At 55.5% G+C, this 17,000-nt stretch carries 15 protein-coding genes and 2 pseudogenes; 6 read left to right on the top strand and 11 right to left on the bottom strand.

Translation table 11 applies throughout. The annotated features are described in order from the left end of the window. Positions 1–39 precede the first annotated feature (39 nt). On the bottom strand, positions 40–180 hold the full coding sequence (locus JMJ04_RS30925; protein ID WP_201374194.1) for a hypothetical protein: 141 nt from the start codon (positions 178–180) through the stop codon (positions 40–42). Between the two features lie 599 nt (positions 181–779). Here JMJ04_RS30925 and JMJ04_RS30920 point away from each other — a divergent pair. Continuing rightward, the gene (locus tag JMJ04_RS30920; protein ID WP_201374193.1) at positions 780–2,129 is read left to right on the top strand and encodes an RNA-guided endonuclease InsQ/TnpB family protein; all 1,350 of its coding nucleotides are present in this window, start codon (positions 780–782) and stop codon (positions 2,127–2,129) included. A 163-nt stretch (positions 2,130–2,292) separates the two neighbouring features. Here JMJ04_RS30920 and JMJ04_RS30915 read toward each other — a convergent pair whose 3' ends face one another. From JMJ04_RS30915 to JMJ04_RS30905, 3 genes are all read right to left on the bottom strand, one after another. Then, complete coding sequence (locus JMJ04_RS30915) at positions 2,293–3,054, bottom strand: DUF4386 domain-containing protein (protein ID WP_201374192.1); 762 nt, start codon at positions 3,052–3,054, stop codon at positions 2,293–2,295. Between the two features lie 36 nt (positions 3,055–3,090). Beyond that, positions 3,091–3,339 carry a hypothetical protein gene (locus JMJ04_RS30910; RefSeq protein ID WP_201374191.1) on the bottom strand — a complete coding sequence of 83 codons (249 nt, stop codon included), beginning with the start codon at positions 3,337–3,339 and terminating at the stop codon, positions 3,091–3,093. A 187-nt stretch (positions 3,340–3,526) separates the two neighbouring features. After that, on the bottom strand, positions 3,527–6,241 hold the full coding sequence (locus JMJ04_RS30905; protein WP_201374190.1) for a winged helix-turn-helix domain-containing protein: 2,715 nt from the start codon (positions 6,239–6,241) through the stop codon (positions 3,527–3,529). Here JMJ04_RS30905 and JMJ04_RS47170 point away from each other — a divergent pair. Together JMJ04_RS47170 and JMJ04_RS30900 are read left to right on the top strand one after the other, a co-directional pair. Then, positions 6,240–6,422, top strand: a complete 183-nt coding sequence (locus JMJ04_RS47170) for a hypothetical protein (RefSeq protein ID WP_236038544.1) — start codon at positions 6,240–6,242, stop codon at positions 6,420–6,422. The two genes, JMJ04_RS30905 and JMJ04_RS47170, sit on opposite strands and share 2 nt — an antisense overlap. A 534-nt stretch (positions 6,423–6,956) precedes the next feature. Beyond that, positions 6,957–8,255 carry an erythromycin esterase family protein gene (locus JMJ04_RS30900; RefSeq protein ID WP_201374189.1) on the top strand — a complete coding sequence of 433 codons (1,299 nt, stop codon included), beginning with the start codon at positions 6,957–6,959 and terminating at the stop codon, positions 8,253–8,255. A gap of 146 nt (positions 8,256–8,401) precedes the next feature. On the opposite strand, the pseudogene JMJ04_RS30895 reads toward JMJ04_RS30900, so the two are convergent. The 4 genes and pseudogenes from JMJ04_RS30895 to JMJ04_RS30880 all read right to left on the bottom strand — a co-directional run bounded on the left by JMJ04_RS30895 (position 8,402) and on the right by JMJ04_RS30880 (position 12,171). After that, positions 8,402–8,941: pseudogene (locus tag JMJ04_RS30895) on the bottom strand (peroxidase-related enzyme). Next, positions 8,922–9,278, bottom strand: a complete 357-nt coding sequence (locus JMJ04_RS30890; protein ID WP_201374188.1) for a carboxymuconolactone decarboxylase family protein — start codon at positions 9,276–9,278, stop codon at positions 8,922–8,924. Before JMJ04_RS30890 ends, JMJ04_RS30895 begins: the two are co-directional and overlap by 20 nt. Before the next feature lie 92 nt (positions 9,279–9,370). After that, positions 9,371–10,243 carry a TIGR03621 family F420-dependent LLM class oxidoreductase gene (locus tag JMJ04_RS30885; protein WP_201374187.1) on the bottom strand — a complete coding sequence of 291 codons (873 nt, stop codon included), beginning with the start codon at positions 10,241–10,243 and terminating at the stop codon, positions 9,371–9,373. Between the two features lie 329 nt (positions 10,244–10,572). Continuing rightward, positions 10,573–12,171 carry a UxaA family hydrolase gene (locus JMJ04_RS30880; protein ID WP_201374186.1) on the bottom strand — a complete coding sequence of 533 codons (1,599 nt, stop codon included), beginning with the start codon at positions 12,169–12,171 and terminating at the stop codon, positions 10,573–10,575. Positions 12,172–12,240: 69 nt separating this feature from the next. Between JMJ04_RS30880 and JMJ04_RS47165 the strand changes: the two genes are divergently transcribed. Next, positions 12,241–12,498, top strand: a complete 258-nt coding sequence (locus JMJ04_RS47165; protein WP_236038543.1) for a hypothetical protein — start codon at positions 12,241–12,243, stop codon at positions 12,496–12,498. 494 nt (positions 12,499–12,992) lie between these two features. Here JMJ04_RS47165 and JMJ04_RS30870 read toward each other — a convergent pair whose 3' ends face one another. Continuing rightward, positions 12,993–13,412 (bottom strand): winged helix-turn-helix transcriptional regulator, encoded by a 420-nt coding sequence (locus tag JMJ04_RS30870; protein WP_201374185.1) that lies wholly within the window; start codon positions 13,410–13,412, stop codon positions 12,993–12,995. 233 nt (positions 13,413–13,645) lie between these two features. On the opposite strand from JMJ04_RS30870, the gene JMJ04_RS30865 reads away from it, so the two are divergent. Continuing rightward, positions 13,646–14,173, top strand: a complete 528-nt coding sequence (locus JMJ04_RS30865) for a DoxX family protein (protein WP_201374184.1) — start codon at positions 13,646–13,648, stop codon at positions 14,171–14,173. A gap of 16 nt (positions 14,174–14,189) precedes the next feature. Here JMJ04_RS30865 and JMJ04_RS30860 read toward each other — a convergent pair. After that, positions 14,190–15,050 (bottom strand): annotated as a pseudogene (locus JMJ04_RS30860) (RNA-guided endonuclease InsQ/TnpB family protein); the annotation flags it as partial. A 62-nt stretch (positions 15,051–15,112) separates the two neighbouring features. Between JMJ04_RS30860 and JMJ04_RS30855 the strand changes: the two are divergent. Beyond that, positions 15,113–15,742 carry a transposase gene (locus tag JMJ04_RS30855; RefSeq protein WP_201374183.1) on the top strand — a complete coding sequence of 210 codons (630 nt, stop codon included), beginning with the start codon at positions 15,113–15,115 and terminating at the stop codon, positions 15,740–15,742. On the opposite strand, the gene JMJ04_RS30850 is transcribed toward JMJ04_RS30855, so the two are convergent. Beyond that, positions 15,696–16,313, bottom strand: coding sequence for a response regulator (locus JMJ04_RS30850; protein WP_236038541.1), 618 nt, complete (start codon positions 16,311–16,313; stop codon positions 15,696–15,698). The genes JMJ04_RS30855 and JMJ04_RS30850 overlap by 47 nt on opposite strands. Positions 16,314–17,000 lie beyond the last annotated feature (687 nt).

Below are 17,000 nucleotides of genomic sequence, written 5' to 3'. Positions count from 1 at the left end.
GAAGAGACCAGAGGGAGGAGAGAGAGAGCAGGTCATCGCTTACACGATGATCGAAGAGGCGGATGCCGCGACAGGGGAAAAGATGGCATCCATCTGCGGTGCGTGTGGTAGATGGGGAACATCGGCGATACGTTCGCCAAAGTTCCATGCCTGACACCTCTTTGCTGCACGCTTCTCCATATCTCTGAGCACCATCAAATACTTGCGTTCTCACTATCCGCCGTCTCGGCTCCGGCCTCGCCAGAAGGGCCGTCGAGCATGAATTATGCCCTGCGGCATTCCAGGCATAGAATGGCTAAGCGCTCATGCCTGATGAGAGACACGCGATAGATGAAAGCAAAAATGGTAACGTCTGTTTCACTGTTTGAATAGGAAACAGGATGGAGTTAGCAGCACACTGGCATAGATGTCAGAACCTCCCCAAAAACATGTGACTACTTCACGAGTATACAGAGAGAGAGATAATTCTGTCAAGGATGGGTTGGCGAACGGGCGAATCCGATCCGGGACGCTTGGATCGGTAGATGAGAGGTACCCAGGCACATGACACGGGCGGACCAGCAAAACACTTGCCCCATGGCAAAGTGATTCATGATCCAGGCGGCGCGGATACCCTTGCGTTTCAACCAGGGGAGGAAGCGTCGCCATCTCAGGTACTTCACAAGGTGTAGAACATTTGTTATACTGATGGGCATGGATGCATAGCACATCACATTATATTACAGTACACATGGTACCTACAAGCTGGTTTCCCATATTGTCACGAGAAAGCGGACGACATGAAGCAGATCATCACCGCCAAACTGAAACTGCTGCCCACGCCAGAGCAGGTTGAGGCCCTGCGCCGCACCCAACTGGCGTATCGTGACGCCCTCAACGCGGTGAGTCAGTATGCCTTTGAGCAAGGCAAAACCAGCAGTGTCACGAAACTGCATACAGGCATGTATGCCGAGCTACGCACGCGCTATCATCTGCCCTCGCAACTGGCTTGTAGCGTGGAGCGACAGGTCGCCGCCACGTACAAGGGTCTGTGGACCAAGCTCAAGAAGAATAGTGAGCATCGTCGTGCCAAAATCACCAAGAAACGCTTTAAGGGTTTAGATCAGCCACCACACTACAGATCTCTGAGCATACAGTACACCTATGAACGCGACTACACTTTTCAGCGAGAGAGCCAGGTCAGCATCGGCACACTTAACGGACGCATTAGCATCCCCTACCAGGGATACAACAAGCACACGGCGCTCATTCAAGAGGGGACCCCCATCGGTGATGCCAAACTCTGGTATGATCGCCCAAAGAAGCAGTTCTACCTGCTCGTGTCCCTCTCCATAGAGGTGTCTGATCCCACTCCTGCACAGCTCCAAGAGGTCGTGGGGGTGGACGTGGGCATTCGCTACCTGGCCGTGACCTCAACAACAACAGGAAAAGCCAGCTTTCACACTGGGAAACGAGTCCGACACCAGGCCAACCATTACGCACGACTCCGCAAACATTTGAACCAAAAAGGCACTCGTGGCGCGAAACGTCGGTTGAGACGCATCGAACAACGAGAGAGACGGTTAAAATTGCAAGCCAATCATACCCTCGCGAAACAGATCATCGCACAGCACCCGCACACGCTCATGGGACTGGAGCACCTGACGGATATTCGAGAACACACCAAGCATCGCAAGCGCAAGAAGAACGGCAAAGGCGATGAGCCAGTCTCGCCAAAGGCCCGCAAAGCCAATCGGGTCTACTCGCAGTGGTCCTTTGCCGAACTGCACATGCTCCTGAGCTACAAGGCCGCGCTTGCCGGGTCACTCGCCGTCAAGGTGGATGCAAACTATACCTCAAAAGCCTGTCCGAGGTGTGGGCATACATCCGAGAAGAACCGCCCTCAGAAAGGGTTGCTCTTTGTGTGCGAGCAGTGTCATTACTGTCTGCATGCGGATCTGGTTGGCGCGAGGAACATCACCATGAGAGCGCTCCTGGTCTGGCAGGACTGGATCAGGACGGGATGTTTGTCACTCATCCCTGATACATCGGACAACGAAGCCAAAGCGGTGCGTCTGCGAAGATATGCCGAGTTGCGGTGGAGTCCAGATGTAACCACAAGCCTCCGGTCAGAGACCGGAGGTAGTTGACATCCTGGTTCTTGGAGACGAGCAAGCAGCCAGAGGCCATCAAAGCTGACGGAGTTCCAGAATATGTGTCAAATTCTGGTCTCGATCCTTTTCAGTATACTTTATCAGCAAGGAGGCACTCCGCACCGGCGGCCCCTCTCATGGCCGCCGGCTGCGGTAGCGTTCACTTCGCGGCGACGATGCGCTCGGGAGCTTCCGGTGTCTTGAAGCCCCTGAACAACAGCCAGAAGGGGAGAAGGATAATCTCGAACGTTGCGACGGGAAGGGCAAAGATCGTCCCGTTGCCTCCCGGTGCCACGTCGATCAGACCGAACCAGCCGGCGATGCTCCCGAACAACACCACGGCGTAGCCGATCAAACCAACCACAGAGATACCTCGCGGAACGAGTCGGAACCGGAACAACATCCAGGTAAAGAGCAATCCACCCAGCCCGAGCACAGGCAAAGAGAGCCCGGTCAGGCCAAGGAATTCCGCCTGCTTGAGGACGTCGCCAAGAGTCAGAAACCACGAGCCTTGGGGGGCATTAGCCTGGAGGAACTCCTGGCTCAACGGGATCAGCAGCAAGGTAGCGGCGGCACCGACCATCATGATGGTGCCCTCGGTGATTCGGGAAGCCAGATACCCTACTGCGAGGGCTTCATCGAGTTTTCTGAGCAAGGGAAACGCAAACACTGCGATGAAGATGATCCCGATGTTGTTGATCGACCACATCAGGGTCCCCAATTCGACGGCTCCCTTGTTCGGAAAAACCTGGGCCAGATAGTTGGAGGCGTTCAGAATCGAATCCAGGACAAAAGCTCCGGGGATACTGGCAGCCGCAGTCACCAGGAAAAGGGCCGCAATCATGATTTCTGCCCTGCGCTGGTTGGCACTGACGATGCGTTTTGATTTTGAGGTCTGCGTGGTTTGCTCGGTAGTAGTCATGTATTTGTCTCCTTTTTTGAATAAGAGTGATATGTGTCAATGCTTGATATCCGGCAGATCTGCCGGTTCGGGTTCAACGCGAATGACCGAGAGCAATGGCATGCCTAGATCACGCACTTTTCTCAGCAAGCTATGCAACGCGGCCTGATCAACTGGGCCGGTTAACACCGTCTCGCCCCGGTCTTCTCGCGTGATGGTCAGGCCAGAAAACCAGTCGGCCCATTGGTTCTCAAGGTGTCCCTTGATGCGAATCTCGTAATGTTGTGGCTCGTGCATTTTTCTCATATGGATCAATCTCCACGTCGTTGCACGCGTTCTTTTCTTTGATCAAATATACCCATGAATGTGGTGAGAAGGCATCACCACATGTAGTGATTGATGTGGTGATTTGGTAATCGGGAGGCTGTGAGGGAGAAAAAAAGCCCCAGCAGTGGTTCGACACATCTGCTGGGGTCGGTGGGAGCTGGGTTCGTTAGAACAAATCAAGTTCCTCAGCCCGGCGGACTGCTGCCCGCCGGTTGGTCACCCCGAGCTTGCTGTAAATGTTTTTGGTGTGGGTACGCAAGGTGTTGAGGGACACTACGAGTTCGTCGGCAATTTCTGGGCCGTTCAAGTCAGTTCTGAACAGTCGAAGCACTTCAAGCTCGCGTTTCGAGAGTGGCTCGATCAAAACCTGTTTGACAGGCGTTCTGTCTGAAGCTGAGTCCAGGGCTGTCAGGAGTTGACGAACATAGTTCGGGGCAATCCCGTGTTTCGCGGCTCCTTCTAGCAGGACCGTCATGGGTGGGGCTACGTCCACAAACATGCGGACGTAGCCCTCCGGCTCAGCCAGCGAGAGTGCCTGTTGCAGTGCCATGAGAGCAGCAGAGATGTCACCTTGCATCTGGTAGGCGAGCGCCTGGAGCACCAGGATTTCGATTACACTTCCCGTCCTCTCACCTTCTTGCGCTGCTTTCAGGAGGCGCGAGAGCAGTCCCATTGCCTCAAGCAGAGAGCGGTCTGCACGGTCGCCCTTAGACCTGGCCAGGAGCACCCTGGCCAGGGTGATGTGCTCGAACTCGCGCAGGTAACTGAGGTCGTCCTCAATGGACAAGCCTTGCTCACGCGCCCAGCTAAAGGCTTCGCCTAACCTCCCCTGCGCGACCCACACCCGTGTCACGAGCGCCGCTACAGGACGTACATTGGGGAAGAAGTCTCTCACATACAGGCGTTCTGCCTCGTGGAGCAGGTCGAGAGCGCCGTCCAAATCTCCCTGGGCCTCCCGTATGCGAGCCAGAGCAACACACCAACGAGACCGGTTTTGCGGGAACCCTGTGCGCTCGCCCAGCTCCTTGCTTTTCAGCAGGCACTGCTCAGCGGCATCCAGATCGTTCTGCTCTCGGTGGAGCTCGCTCATGCCCACATACAGATCTGCCGTTCCCCGCAGGGCAGGCTCCCCCAGCGCCATCGCCTCCTGCAAAGAGCGCTCGTAGGTCCGCATGGCCTCGTGGAGACGACCTTGCGCCATCCTGATATCAGCCAGGGCGATGGTGCCACTGATGGCGTCAGAGATGTTTCCGGCCATCTGCACACTCGCTATGCCATCGGCAAACATCCGGTGCGCTGCCTCTAGATCCCCGCTCACCCAGGACGCGAGCCCCAGGAGCGCCGCTGCTGCTCCGCGCCCGAGATGGTCTTCCTCAGGTACGAGGTCGAGCACCCGCCGGGCGTATTTTATGGTGTCGGGCACATCGCCCAGGACCTGGGCACGCGCGGCACGGTACACGGCTATCAAAGCCGGGAGCTGGCGAAATTCCTCTTCGTCCATGACAACCATCTCAGTTGATGGAGCAAGCGCAAGCGCCCTCGTGTCTGCCGTCGTATCCAGCCACCGTTCGGCGTCCCGCAGTCGGGCGTGGACGGCCTCGAGCTCGCCACTAGCCAATAATGCATAGGCATACCCAACACTGAGCACGGGCCTGAAGTGAAACAGCTCGTCGGGGAGCGCCTTGAGCCAGCCAAGCAACGTGGCATCCTGTCTACTCCTGCGCATTTCCGGGATTGCCAGCTCGACCAGGTCCGCCGCTCGCTCGAAGTCCTCGGCGGTCAGTGCGTGGCGGATCGCATCGCCCGCCAAACCATGATGTTCGTACCACTCGCTCGCGCGCCGGTGTAGTGTCAAGACCTGCTCGGGCCGCTCTACCAGCAAATGCGCAGCGAGCACGTCAGCAAAGAGGTGGTGATAGCGATACCAGTGGCGTGTGTCATCGAGCGGAACGACAAAGAAGTTGCCTCGCTCCAGGGCTTCCAACTGCGCGCCGCCTTCCTCCTGACCAGTGACGGCATCGCACAGCGGACCACTCAACCGGTCGAGAATGGAGGTCTGGAGTAAGAAGTTGCGCACCGGTTCGGGCTGACGCTGCAAGACCTCTTCGACCAGGTAGTCCACGATGTATCGGTGATCTCCAGCGAATGCCTGGATGAAGCCGGGAACATCCTGGTGGCCTTGCAGGGAAAGCGCTGCGAATTGCAGGCCAGCAATCCAGCCCTCGGTGCGGTCTGAAAGTCGGGCGATGTCCTGTGTGGAGAGAGTGAGGCCCATCACCTGGGTGAAAAAGGCGGCGGCTTCGGAGGAGGTAAACCGCAAGTCGGCGGCGCGCAGTTCGGTCAGGTGGCCCCGGGCGCGTAAGCGGGCCAGGGGGAGATGTGGGTCTTCACGCGTGGTGATGACCAGGTGCATGTGCGGGGGCAGATGTTCGACGAAATAGGTGAGGGCCAGATCAACCGATTGGGGCACAACCACGTGGTAGTCGTCCAGGACGAGGACGAACGGATCTTTGATGCTCGCCAGGTCATTGAGCAGGGCCGTCAGCATCGCTTCGGGTGGTGGTGGCTGGCTTGATTGGAGCGCACGCAAGACTCCTTCGCCAAGCGTGGGCGCAATCGTCTGCACAGCCGCGATGAGGTAGATCAGAAAGCGAGTAGGATCGTTCTCCCCTTCATCCAGAGATAGCCAGGCGGTTGGTCGCTTGATGCCCTCGACCCATGCAGTGACCAGCGTGGTTTTCCCAAAGCCTGCGGGGGCAGAGATAAGGGTCAGTTTGCGGTGCAAACCCTCGTTCAACCGCTCGATCAGGCGAGGGCGGTTGACCACGTGAGGCCGAAGCCGAGGTAGATACAGTTTCGTGGTGAGAATGGGCGTAGGCATGTCTGCTTCTTTTCCTTCTGGTGGTTTAAAGGAGGAAGTCACGCGTGGCAGTCGGAAACTGAAGCCGATTGCACCACTGCTCAAAGGCAAACGTCTTCATGCGTCGCTCCTTCTCATGTGCCTGGGGCCGCATGGAGCGCTAGATACCTCTGCGCGTAATCGTACTCCATTCTTCAACTAAAAACAAGGTGGTGAGGCATTTCCTTGCCATATAGACGCAATTCCCCTCTTGCTGCGAGAGACCGGTGGCAGCAGAGCAAAGGCTTCATAGTTGCGCACTCGGCTCGACGCTCATTCCAGCAGCCCTGGGAAGACTCGATAGTGCGTAATGTATTGCCAAGCTTCATGTAAAACTCCCAAGTCCGTGTTTGAGATTTTTTTGCGATACACTCCTCGTTCTATCACAGAAATCCAAGTATATTGAGCCTGCTATGATCCATGTATGTCCATACGCACGCGCCTTTCTCTCTTTCTACCCTCTAATCTTGCATCTGTGTTGTACTGTAGAGGCGTGATCCAGAAAAAGCCCGGCCAGCTTGGATCGGAGATGCATGCATGCAGCCTCCTGCGAGATCTGCCGAAGCCAGGAGAGTGATCTCTTGTCCAGGCTACCATGCACTCAGGCGGTAGACGAGAGCATGGGAGATAGAAGCAGCAGAAGGAGAAGATTTCTCATTGGATGAATGACACAGTGAAAACAACGGAGGGTAGACCAATGATGCACACAGCAGGAGTATATGCGACACTCGACGACTGGATTGCACACGAGGCGATCCCATTCTCGCTCGATTCTCGCCCGGACTTCAACGCCGCCGTTGATACGGTGATCGACTCACTTGGCGATGAGGTAGCATTGCTTGGCTTTGGAGAAGCACTCCATGGAGGGGAAGAGCTGCTTGTCCTTCGCAACCAGCTCTTCCAACGCCTTGTAGAAGCCCATGGCTACAGCGCCATTGCCATTGAGAGCAGTTTTCCTCGGGGACCCCTCGTCAACGAATACGTGCTTGGCCACGGTCCGGCATCCTATGAGGCGTTGCAGGATACTGGCTTTAGCCACGGTTTCGGAACGTTCGAGGCGAATCGCGAGTTGGTCGAGTGGATGAGACACTACAATGCTGATCCAGCTCACCCTACAAAACTCCATTTCTATGGTTTCGATAGCCCGACCGATATAATCGCAGATAGTCCCCGCCAGACACTGCACTTTGCGCTTGATTACCTCAGCGAGAGAGATGAGGCCCTCTGCCAGGAGTATCGCAAGCGCATCGACCCGCTACTCGGGCAAGACGCTGCCTGGGAGAATCCGGCTGCCGCGCTCGACCCGACGCAAGCGATAGGTCAATCACCGGAGGCAACCGCATTGCGGATCGAGACCGAGGACCTGATTGCAGAGCTGCGCGTGCGCCGTCCCGAATTCATCGCAAAGAGCGACGAGAGCCGCTATCGAGAAGCCCTCCACTATGCTGTGGTGGCTCAGCAGCTCCTGCACTATCATGCTACGCTCGCGCAACCGTCCGAGCAACGCCAGGCCCGCCTGCTCAGCGTCCGTGCCGCAATGATGGCAGAGAATCTGGTGTATATCGTCTCCCGTGAACAGGGGCGAGGCAACGTCTTGATTTTTGCCCACAATAGCCATCTCAAGCGGGGAAAGGTGCAATGGCAATGGGGGAATGAGACGGTGACCTGGTGGCCCGTTGGATCTCATCTTCATGAAATGTTCGGTCGCCGCTATGCCGTCATCGGCTCAGCCGTAGGCGAATCGCCAGCCAACGAGATCGGCCAGCCAGAAGCCGGTACGCTTGAGGCGCGGTTAACATCCGCTCCCGGGCCGGTGCGGTTCATTCTCACCCATCAAGGGCAAGGGCTTCCTGCAGAGGAAATGGCGACACTTCCGATTCGCTCTGGCAGCCAGAAGAACAGGAGCTATGAACCACTGGGCGCCCAAAGCTTCACCCATTTCGATGGGTTCGCTGTCCTGGATACAACGACATACAATGGGTGGGGCCATTTCTAGAAGGCTGGAGCGCACGTTCCGAGCAATAACGTCTTCTGATCGCGAGATGCGTGGACGCTGAGTTCTAAAGAGACCATTCCAATGTGAAGGCAAACCAAGAAGCAGAGAGCCTCCATTTTGGAGTGGTCGTTACCTATGAACTGTCTTCAGAGATACCCCATTGCTAACAGACGTTCTCCCGTCCGGGCAAAGCCTTCCTCAGATGGGATCTCTACATCAAACGCATCCGCAAGGCGATCAATCATGTTAAAAAGCGCACAGACCACCAGAGCATCTTCGATAGCCTGATCGCTCACACCTGCTGCGCGCAAAGGCATGATATCGCCAGGTCCAACTTCAAAGGGTGTCAGCGTCATCTTCTCCAACAGGCCCAGGGTTGCCCGTATCTTCTCATCAATGGGAGCTGTCTGCCAATCTTGCAAGACAGCATTGACCAGATCGCCCTCAAGTGCCTGCGACGCAACTGCGCCGTGAGCACCCGCTCAATAGGCACACTGATTTTTGCGGGAGACAAAGGCCGCGAACAACTCGCGCTCGCCGATGCTCCAGTCGGACTGTCCTCGCAGCACTTCCTGCAGGTAAGCGGAGAAAGATTGACCAAACACATACGAGCGTTAGGTCAAGGTGCGCCTAATATCGGAAGCTGGTTCGCCCTTCAACACCTGCTCAATGATTTTGAGTCGCATCAGATTCTCCTTTCAGCGCACTTAGGCCGCGCTCTAGTCGGGCCATGCCTGCCCCCAAAGCGGCGCTCAAGGTCAGCTCAAAAATGGCATCCTCACTATACCCTGCCGCGCACAAAGCCTCGATGTCCTGATCAGTGACCTTGTAGGCATACAGAGCGACTTTGGTAATATAGCGTTCCAACTCTGCAGGAACTTGCCCTGTTTGCTGAGATGCGCGCCCGTTCAACTTCGCAGACTGCGCCTCGACAGCATGTCGAAGTGTAGAGTCAACCTCGCCTGGACTATTGAGCACTCCATCGCTCAATGCCTGCGTGTATCTTGCATAACGGCTGTGCATTTAGGAACAGATACCTTCTCTTTCCTTCAGGAAGACATCGAGAAAGGGCTTCGACCGACCCGTCTTCCTTGCTGGGTTACTGTTTTGGAAAGCTATTTGCCATTCAAGTGAGCAACCATTGGAGCAAAGTTCTCTGATTGCCTTTCCTGAATCTGAATATAAGAGATACCCAGGTGTTCACGCTGCTCCAATAGATACTCCACTGCCTGCGCCGTGGTCATTGGGCGTGATTGCACTGGTATCCCTCCCTGGGTGAGAGGGCCAGCGGTGACGGGATTATCAGTTAATTCAATCCCAAATTCATTTCGGCTGAACTCCAGATGCTCAAAGCGCTCACCCGCGGCCTCTCGTATCCAGCCGATCTTCTCCTCTAAGGATGCATCGGTAGGATCAACTGATACTGGCATGATGATATTGGCCTCACGCGCTGCAAGAGTCAGCATGCGGCGACCTGAGCTGCCGATAAGGATGGGAGGATGTGGTTGCTGCACCGGTCTGGGAACGGGGCGCAGCTCTGTCGCTGTGTAGTACTTGCCGGAGAAATCGACGGTTTCGGTGGTAAAGAACTGTTTGATGATGGACAGCCCCTCCGCAAAACGAGAGACGCGTGTGCCAGCCTTGTCAAATGGAATGCCGAGTTGTTGGTAGTCTCGCGGCCAGTTGCCCGCACCCAGTCCAAGTTCTACGCGACCATCGGAGAGTTGATCCAGCGTCGCTATCTCTCTAGCCAGCAGGGCAGGATGGCGATAATCATTGACAAAAACATAGCTCCCGACTCGCAGTGACGTGGTGGCAGTGGCAGCCACGGCGAGAGCAGTAATCGTTGCCAACGGTGTCCCCAGAACATCTGGTACGAGCAGAGAGGAGTAGCCCAGTTCCTCTACGCGTTGTGCCAGCGTCACCCACGCTGAACGGGATGGATGACCGCCAGTGACAACCCCGAAACGAAATGCTTTTTTCACCATAAACACCCTTCTTTCAAGATAACAGATCCCCCATTATAGCATCAGTGCTCTTACTCTTGCCTTTTGCCTGTTTCTGAGAGTAACCTCTCGTTCAACTAGGAAGCTTCCTTGCTGCATACTCTATTGCTCAAGGAGATTCTGAAATGTGTCGTGAATGATGCCGTTACTGTAGAGGTACAGTGGCTTGATTCTGTTAGCTGTGATGGTAGTGATCTTGCCTTAAGCACGTCACCAGCATGACCAGGCTGGCAAATGGTAGGAAAAAGACTTTTCGCCTCTCTCGTATCAAAGATTTTGCCGACCCTATCGTTGCCCTATCGCCAGAGTGTTCACATGGTCGCTCCCAGAATCCAGGGAGCGAACTCTTCTTCACCGATATCCTGGGCCTCACTTTTACTCTTTTTGCCACTGGCCACAGCAATCACCTCCTCGAGAATCTGCCGTCCGATCTCCTCTGCACTCACCCCCTCGAGAATAGCCCCAGCGTTGAGATCCATATCATTGCGCATATTCTCATACAGAGGAGTATTTGTTGCGACCTTGATAGAGGGAGCAGGTTTGAAGCCAAAGCAGGAGCCACGGCCGGTGGTAAAGACCACAATGTTTGCTCCTCCTGCGACCTGACCCGTGACGGAAACAGGATCATATCCTGGCGTATCCATGACGACCAGCCCACGTTCCGCAATTGGCTCGGCATACTGGTACACAGCATTCAATGGAGAGGAACCCCCTTTTGCAATCGCTCCCAGTGACTTCTCATAAATAGTCGTCAGGCCGCCAAGTTTGTTGCCAGGAGAGGGATTATTATCCATTTCCATGTCGTTGATTGCCACATACTGCTCCCACCAGCGTAACCGCGCGAGCAGTTTTTCGCCCACCTCCTGGCTACGCGCACGTCGTAGCAGCACGTGCTCGGCCCCATAGATCTCTGGTGTCTCGCTCAGGACGGCGGTCCCTCCCTGCCGGATCAATTCGTCAGCACAGTACCCCAATGCAGGATTCGCCGTCACACCGCTCCAACCATCGCTCCCACCACACTGAAGCGCCAGCGTGAGTTCGGAGATGGGAACTGGTTCACGTCGCACTTCATTCACCCGTGGAAGCAGTTCACTGATCAGGCGCACTCCCTCTTCAACGGTCTGCGCAACGCCCTCATGCTCCTGAAGGGTGAGTGAGAGTGGTTCCTTCCACTGCCTCCCTGCACTCAGTCCCATCTCATTGATCAGGTTAGGAATCTGATTACTTTCGCAGCCCAGGCCCACCAGCAGGTAGGCACCAACATTGGGATGGGAGGCCATACCTGCCAGCACACGCTGCAACGTGTTGATCCCCTGGCGTCCCATCGCACAGCCACTTTTATGGGTTAGACCGATGATTCCATCTATTTGAGGATAGCGGCGCAGTATCTCTGGCCCAAAACGCTTCTGGATGGCCCGGATCGTACTGGCAGAACAATTGACGGTGCCAATCAGTGCCAAGTAGTTGCGCGTGCCAACCCTGCCATCGGGTCGTTTATAGCCCAGAAAGGTGCGCCGCTGGTGAAGCGGGACAGGGTCGACCAGGCGTAGCTCGCTCCCATACGTATACTGTTGGTGGAGTGTACCCACCGCGAGATTGTGGGTATGCACATGAGAGCCTGCTGCGATCGTTTGAGTCGCAAAACCGATGATCGAGCCATAACGAAGCACTGGCTGACCCTGCGCAATCCCTCGCAACGCCAGTTTGTGACCTGCCTGGATACGCTGCCCGACCTCAAGCAAACGGCCATCAGGCAAACGCAGAACAAGACCCCTGCTCAATGGCAGGCGAGCAATAGCAACATCATCGCCTGCCTGCAAGAGGACAGCAGCCTCCTGGAGGTCGATGGGTTTGTCATGAGAGAAAGCTCTTCCCTGTATCTGCAAACGCGGCTGTGATCGCTTGTCCATACATTCTCCTCCTCGCTCCTTTGAGAGTATATTCTTGCTTTAAATGTACCATATCTCCATGTTGGCACGATGCTAGAAGAAAGGGAGACTGCCTATGCGACGGGTGTGCTCCTCGCCACATTTGAGCGCCTAGATCGCGAGGGCAAACAGACTCAAACGTCAGTCAAGACGAACAGGAAGGCAGGCTGGGGGCCGAAGTGGATCCATGGGAAGCGAGCGATTGTCGAACCTGCTCGATTATTGACTGCCCGTGAACTTCGGCAGCGGGTTTGTGACTACTTTGGCTGTGAACAAACAGAACTTCTGGGACAACAGATCTCTTCATGATTTTGGAAGAGAACCATCCCATTAGGGCAGAAGGAATCGCCTCCAATAACGTCAAGAGGCTTTGAAAGCGGAGATCTGATAGGGCTATTAAGACAAAAAGATCTGCCTGGCACTATTTTCCCACAAAGAGTAGCCCCCTGCTTCTAAATCATCAGCGAACGCCGACAACAATGCCTGCCAACTTGTCGCAATGACAGGAGGGCAAATATCTCCAGAGTCGAAATCGAGGGCAATGATTTGTCCGATGTGTCCCGCTGGTCCTGGTGCCAAATCCAGACAAAGGCGAACCCCTTTCTGGTTCGCGAGAAAAGGCCTGCGCGTCGGGGGGATGGCTGAATTGCCGAGCACATCGAGGCGGTCCTGCTAGGAGGGCAGGAGGAGCTGCATCGAAGGAGTTTGATTGAGGTATTGAGGAGTTGCTCAGTTCTCCGCCGTCAGCAAGGCATAGCTGTACGCTGGTGAGAGACTCGCCCTCTCAAATGAAGATGCCCCGGCTACCTAACGTCTTTAACAGCGGGAGCCTCCCCATCGAGAGCGATGCACTCCTCACACGTTGGTGAGACGACCGAATCAGAAAGATGCTTGTTGCCAAACCGCTCAAGGGCGGCAATCACGTCACCCAACTCTCGGCCTTTTTCGGTGAGATGGTACTCGACCCGTGGAGGGATCTCCAGGAAAGCCTGCCGTTGCACAAACCCCAACTCTTCCAGGAGCCTGAGACGGCTGGCAAGCGTCTTGGAACTGATGTGCCCCAGCGTCGCACGTAACATGTTAAAACGCAGAGGACCTTGCAACAGGTTCATGACGATCAGCAATACCCAGCTATCCCCCAGCAGATGGATGGCCCGTCCTAAAGGGGTCGCTGCGCAGGCTTGATGCGTATCGGTTGGATGCTTCGCTTCGGATTCTTTCATAGGGACAAGTATACTCTCTTTTTCTTCAGAAAACAAGTTCCTTGACAAATTCTAGTTTCTAACTTAATATTAGTTTCGTAAGGAAAGTTAGATGGAAAGCAAAACCTTTCTGCTTCACTCTTTTCGCCTGGCTGCAAACACGCGAGAAGCGAGACACAGAAGTCTGCCATGGCTCTCCATCAGATCTCTATGAACCATAGTGCTAGAAAGAAAGAAAGAAAGAAAGAAACGATATGACAGTCACCATGAATAGCGCGCTCCTGCTCTTTCGCATCGTCATCGGACTTACAATGGCGGGGCATGGAGCGCAAAAACTCTTTGGCTGGTTTGGGGGCTCCGGTCCTGTTCGACTGCGTCAGGGCTTTGAGAAGCAGGGATATCAGCCAGCGTGGTTCTGGGTCGCCCTGGCTATTGTCGGAGAGCTCGGCGGCGGCCTCTCCTTTGCGTTCGGCTTCCTGACGCCATTGGGGGCCGCGGGCATGTTCGGCGCGATGGTCATGGCGGCCAGGACGCACTGGAAAAACGGCTTTTTCCTCCAAAAAGGCGGCTATGAATATCCCTTGATACTGGCGACTGCCAGCCTGACCATCGGCCTCATCGGGCCTGGGAGCTATGCGCTGGATACCCTCTTGAGCATCGCCCTACCAGAAGTACCCGTGTTTGGTGTGTTGGCAGGCGCGGCCCTGCTGGTCGATCTCATTGGAATCATGCTCACCTCCCGCGCCAGCGTCCAGCCTGAGCGTCCATCCAGCGCTTCCTGAGGATCTTCGCTGTCAATCACCTCCGGTCTCTGACCGGAGGCTTGTTCGTTACACCTGGACTCCACCGCACCTCGGCGTACCTTCGCAGGCGCGCCGCTTTGGCTTCACCGTCCGATGCATCAGGGGCCATTGACACAAACCCCGTCCTGATCCAGCCCTGCCGGATCAAGAGCGTCCTCAAGGTCACATTCCTCGCGCCAATCAGATCAGCGTGGAGCGTGTACCCACACTGCTGACACCCAAAGCGCAACCCCTTGTTCGGGCGATTCTCATCAGCCGTGTGCCCACACATCGGGCATGCCTTCGAGGTGTAGTCCGCATCCACCTTGACGGCGAGCGACCCGGCAAGCGTGGCCTTGTAGCTCAGAAGCGCCTGAAGTTCGGCAAAGGATCACTGCGAGTGCACGCGATTGGCTTTGCGAGCCTTCACAGACACCATCTGGGTGCCCTTCCCCTTTTTCGTGCGCTTGCACTTTCTGCGTCTGGTTCGCTCCCGGATATCGGTGAGCTGTTCCAGCCCAATCAGGGCGTGTGGGTGCTGCTCGATGATCTGTTTGGCGATGATGTGGTTGGCGTGCAGCTTCAACCGTCTCTCTCGTTGCTCAATGCGTCTGAGACGACGTTTCGCGCCACGAGTGCCTTTCTGCTGCAAGCGTTTGCGTAATCGTGCGTAATGGTTGGCTCGGTGCCTCACTCGCTTTCCTGAGTGAAAGCTCGCTTTGCCGGTCGAGGTGGAAGTGACCGCCAGGTAGCGGATACCCACATCCACCTCAACAACTTCGGTGAGCTGTGCAGGAGTGGGATCAGGAATCTCAATCTCTAAGGACACCAACAGAGAGAATTGCTTCCTTGGCTGATCGTACCAGAGTTTTGAGGCATGAAAACCTCTTGGGGTAAGATAGAAGCTGATCAAAGCCAAATCTTACTTGGAGGAGATTGATGCCCCTTCCAGAGCCTATTATAGAAGTTCTGACCGTCTTTCGGCCATTGTTTACCGCTCCAACATGGAGGAAACTGATGACGCTATTAGCCGGAACGTTGCTGGCTCGAGGTCGCCGAACGGTCGCAGCCGCCCTGCGTGCAAGCGGCAACGACCAGGCAATGAACTGGAGTCTCTTCCATCAGGTGCTCAACCGAGCGCAATGGTCTCCGTTGGCGGTCAGTCGTCAGCTTCTCCTGCTGATCGTCGAAACTTTCGTGCCTACAGGAACGTGCGTGGATCTGGTCATTGACGAAACGCTGGAACGGCGCTGGGGCAGCAAGATTCGCAAACGCGGACACTACCGCGACAGCGCCCGCTCGAGCCGTGAACGCTCCGTGAGCAGTCCTGGGTTACGATGGATCGTGATGGCCGTGGTTGTGCATCCGCAGTGGACCAAGCAGCGATGGGCACTCCCTTTTCTGTGTGTGCTGGCGACCACGCCAGAAGTCAGCGAACGCTTGGGCAAGCGCCACAAGACCATCGCGATGTGGGCACACCAGATGATCAGCCTCGTCCGCCGTTGGCTTGCCGACCGCAACATCAAGCTGATGGGCGACCTGGGTTCGGTCTGCCAGGTACAGCTTTGAGAGAACATATCCTCGCACCGTTTTTTTCGCTCAACACCAATTGCTCAGCAATACCAGCGTTGGTCTGCCCATCAGCGAGTAACTGGAGCACTTCCAGTTCGCGCGAGGTGAGATTGGCAAAGGCCGGAGGCGCTTTTCGTTTTGTCTGGCGTACTTCGGCAATCATGCGCGCTGCCACCCGCGAGTGGAGGACCGATTCGCCCCGCGCAGCTTTCCTGATACTCTCGGCAAGTTCTCGTGGACGAATATCTTTCAAGAGGTAGGAGAGAACTCCCGCCCGTAGCGCCGGAAACAGATGCTCATCTTCGACATACGAAGTGAGGACCACAATCTGGCTCCTTGGGCTGATCCGTTTGATCTGGCGCGTGGCTTCCACCTCATTCATCCCTGGCAAAAGCAAATCGAGCAACACCACGTCAGGGACCAATTCTTCTACCAATGGGAGAGCTTCCTCGGCGCTTTCTGCTTCCCCGATCACTCGAAGATCAGCATGGATGCCCAGCAGCGTCCGCACCCCTTGTCGCACGACCGCGTGGTCATCCACCACCAGAATGGTAATGGGATCATTCATCTACTCACCTCGTCTTCTGCTGGTTCATTGCCTGAGAATCGTGGGAGTGGGCAACGCGCGACGATCTGTGTTCCTGCTGTCATTTGACCGATTTCTTAGCGGCGTTGCCAGATAAAATGCCGACGGTTTTAGCGCCTGGAAGCAGACAGCCTGTACCGCATAACCTGGCGAACATCGTAGGAGCATATAATCATGCTTCAGATGTGCTTACTCCTGGCTGTTTCTCGTCATCATGTCAAATGAACTGGCAATCTGGCATGTTATCTGGCAAAGAATCAGGGGAAGAGTTACGGAAGGTTCCACCTTCCGCAAAGACACCTCGCCGTATGATGCTTGAAAGGGTGCGCACTCGAATTGAGCAAAAACTGGGATAGGAAGCGGCGTTGAACGTGTCTGACGCGAGGGGCATCATGGTCGGTGTGAGATCTGGCAGAACTGGGTAAGATCCAGTGACGACTCCCCACGGCTAAAGCTTTACACTTACACACAAGTTTGAAAGTTTGTAGAAGATCCGCATGACCATGCGAGAGAAAGACGCCAGGAAAAACGCGTAATGATACGCAATGATGTGCTTCAAGCCTGGCGAGACACACGGCTTCTTCTGAGATAAGCGGGCCACTTCTCGTGTGGAAAAAACGAGGCTTGTGCAGCGCATCGCCTCCACGTTTTTTCTCCAGATCCAATAGT

The organism is Ktedonobacter robiniae (assembly GCF_016587375.1).
In the GTDB taxonomy this organism is placed as follows: domain Bacteria; phylum Chloroflexota; class Ktedonobacteria; order Ktedonobacterales; family Ktedonobacteraceae; genus Ktedonobacter; species Ktedonobacter robiniae.
The sequence above is the reverse complement of the archived record's forward strand: the minus strand, read 5'-3'. Positions and strand labels throughout refer to the sequence as shown.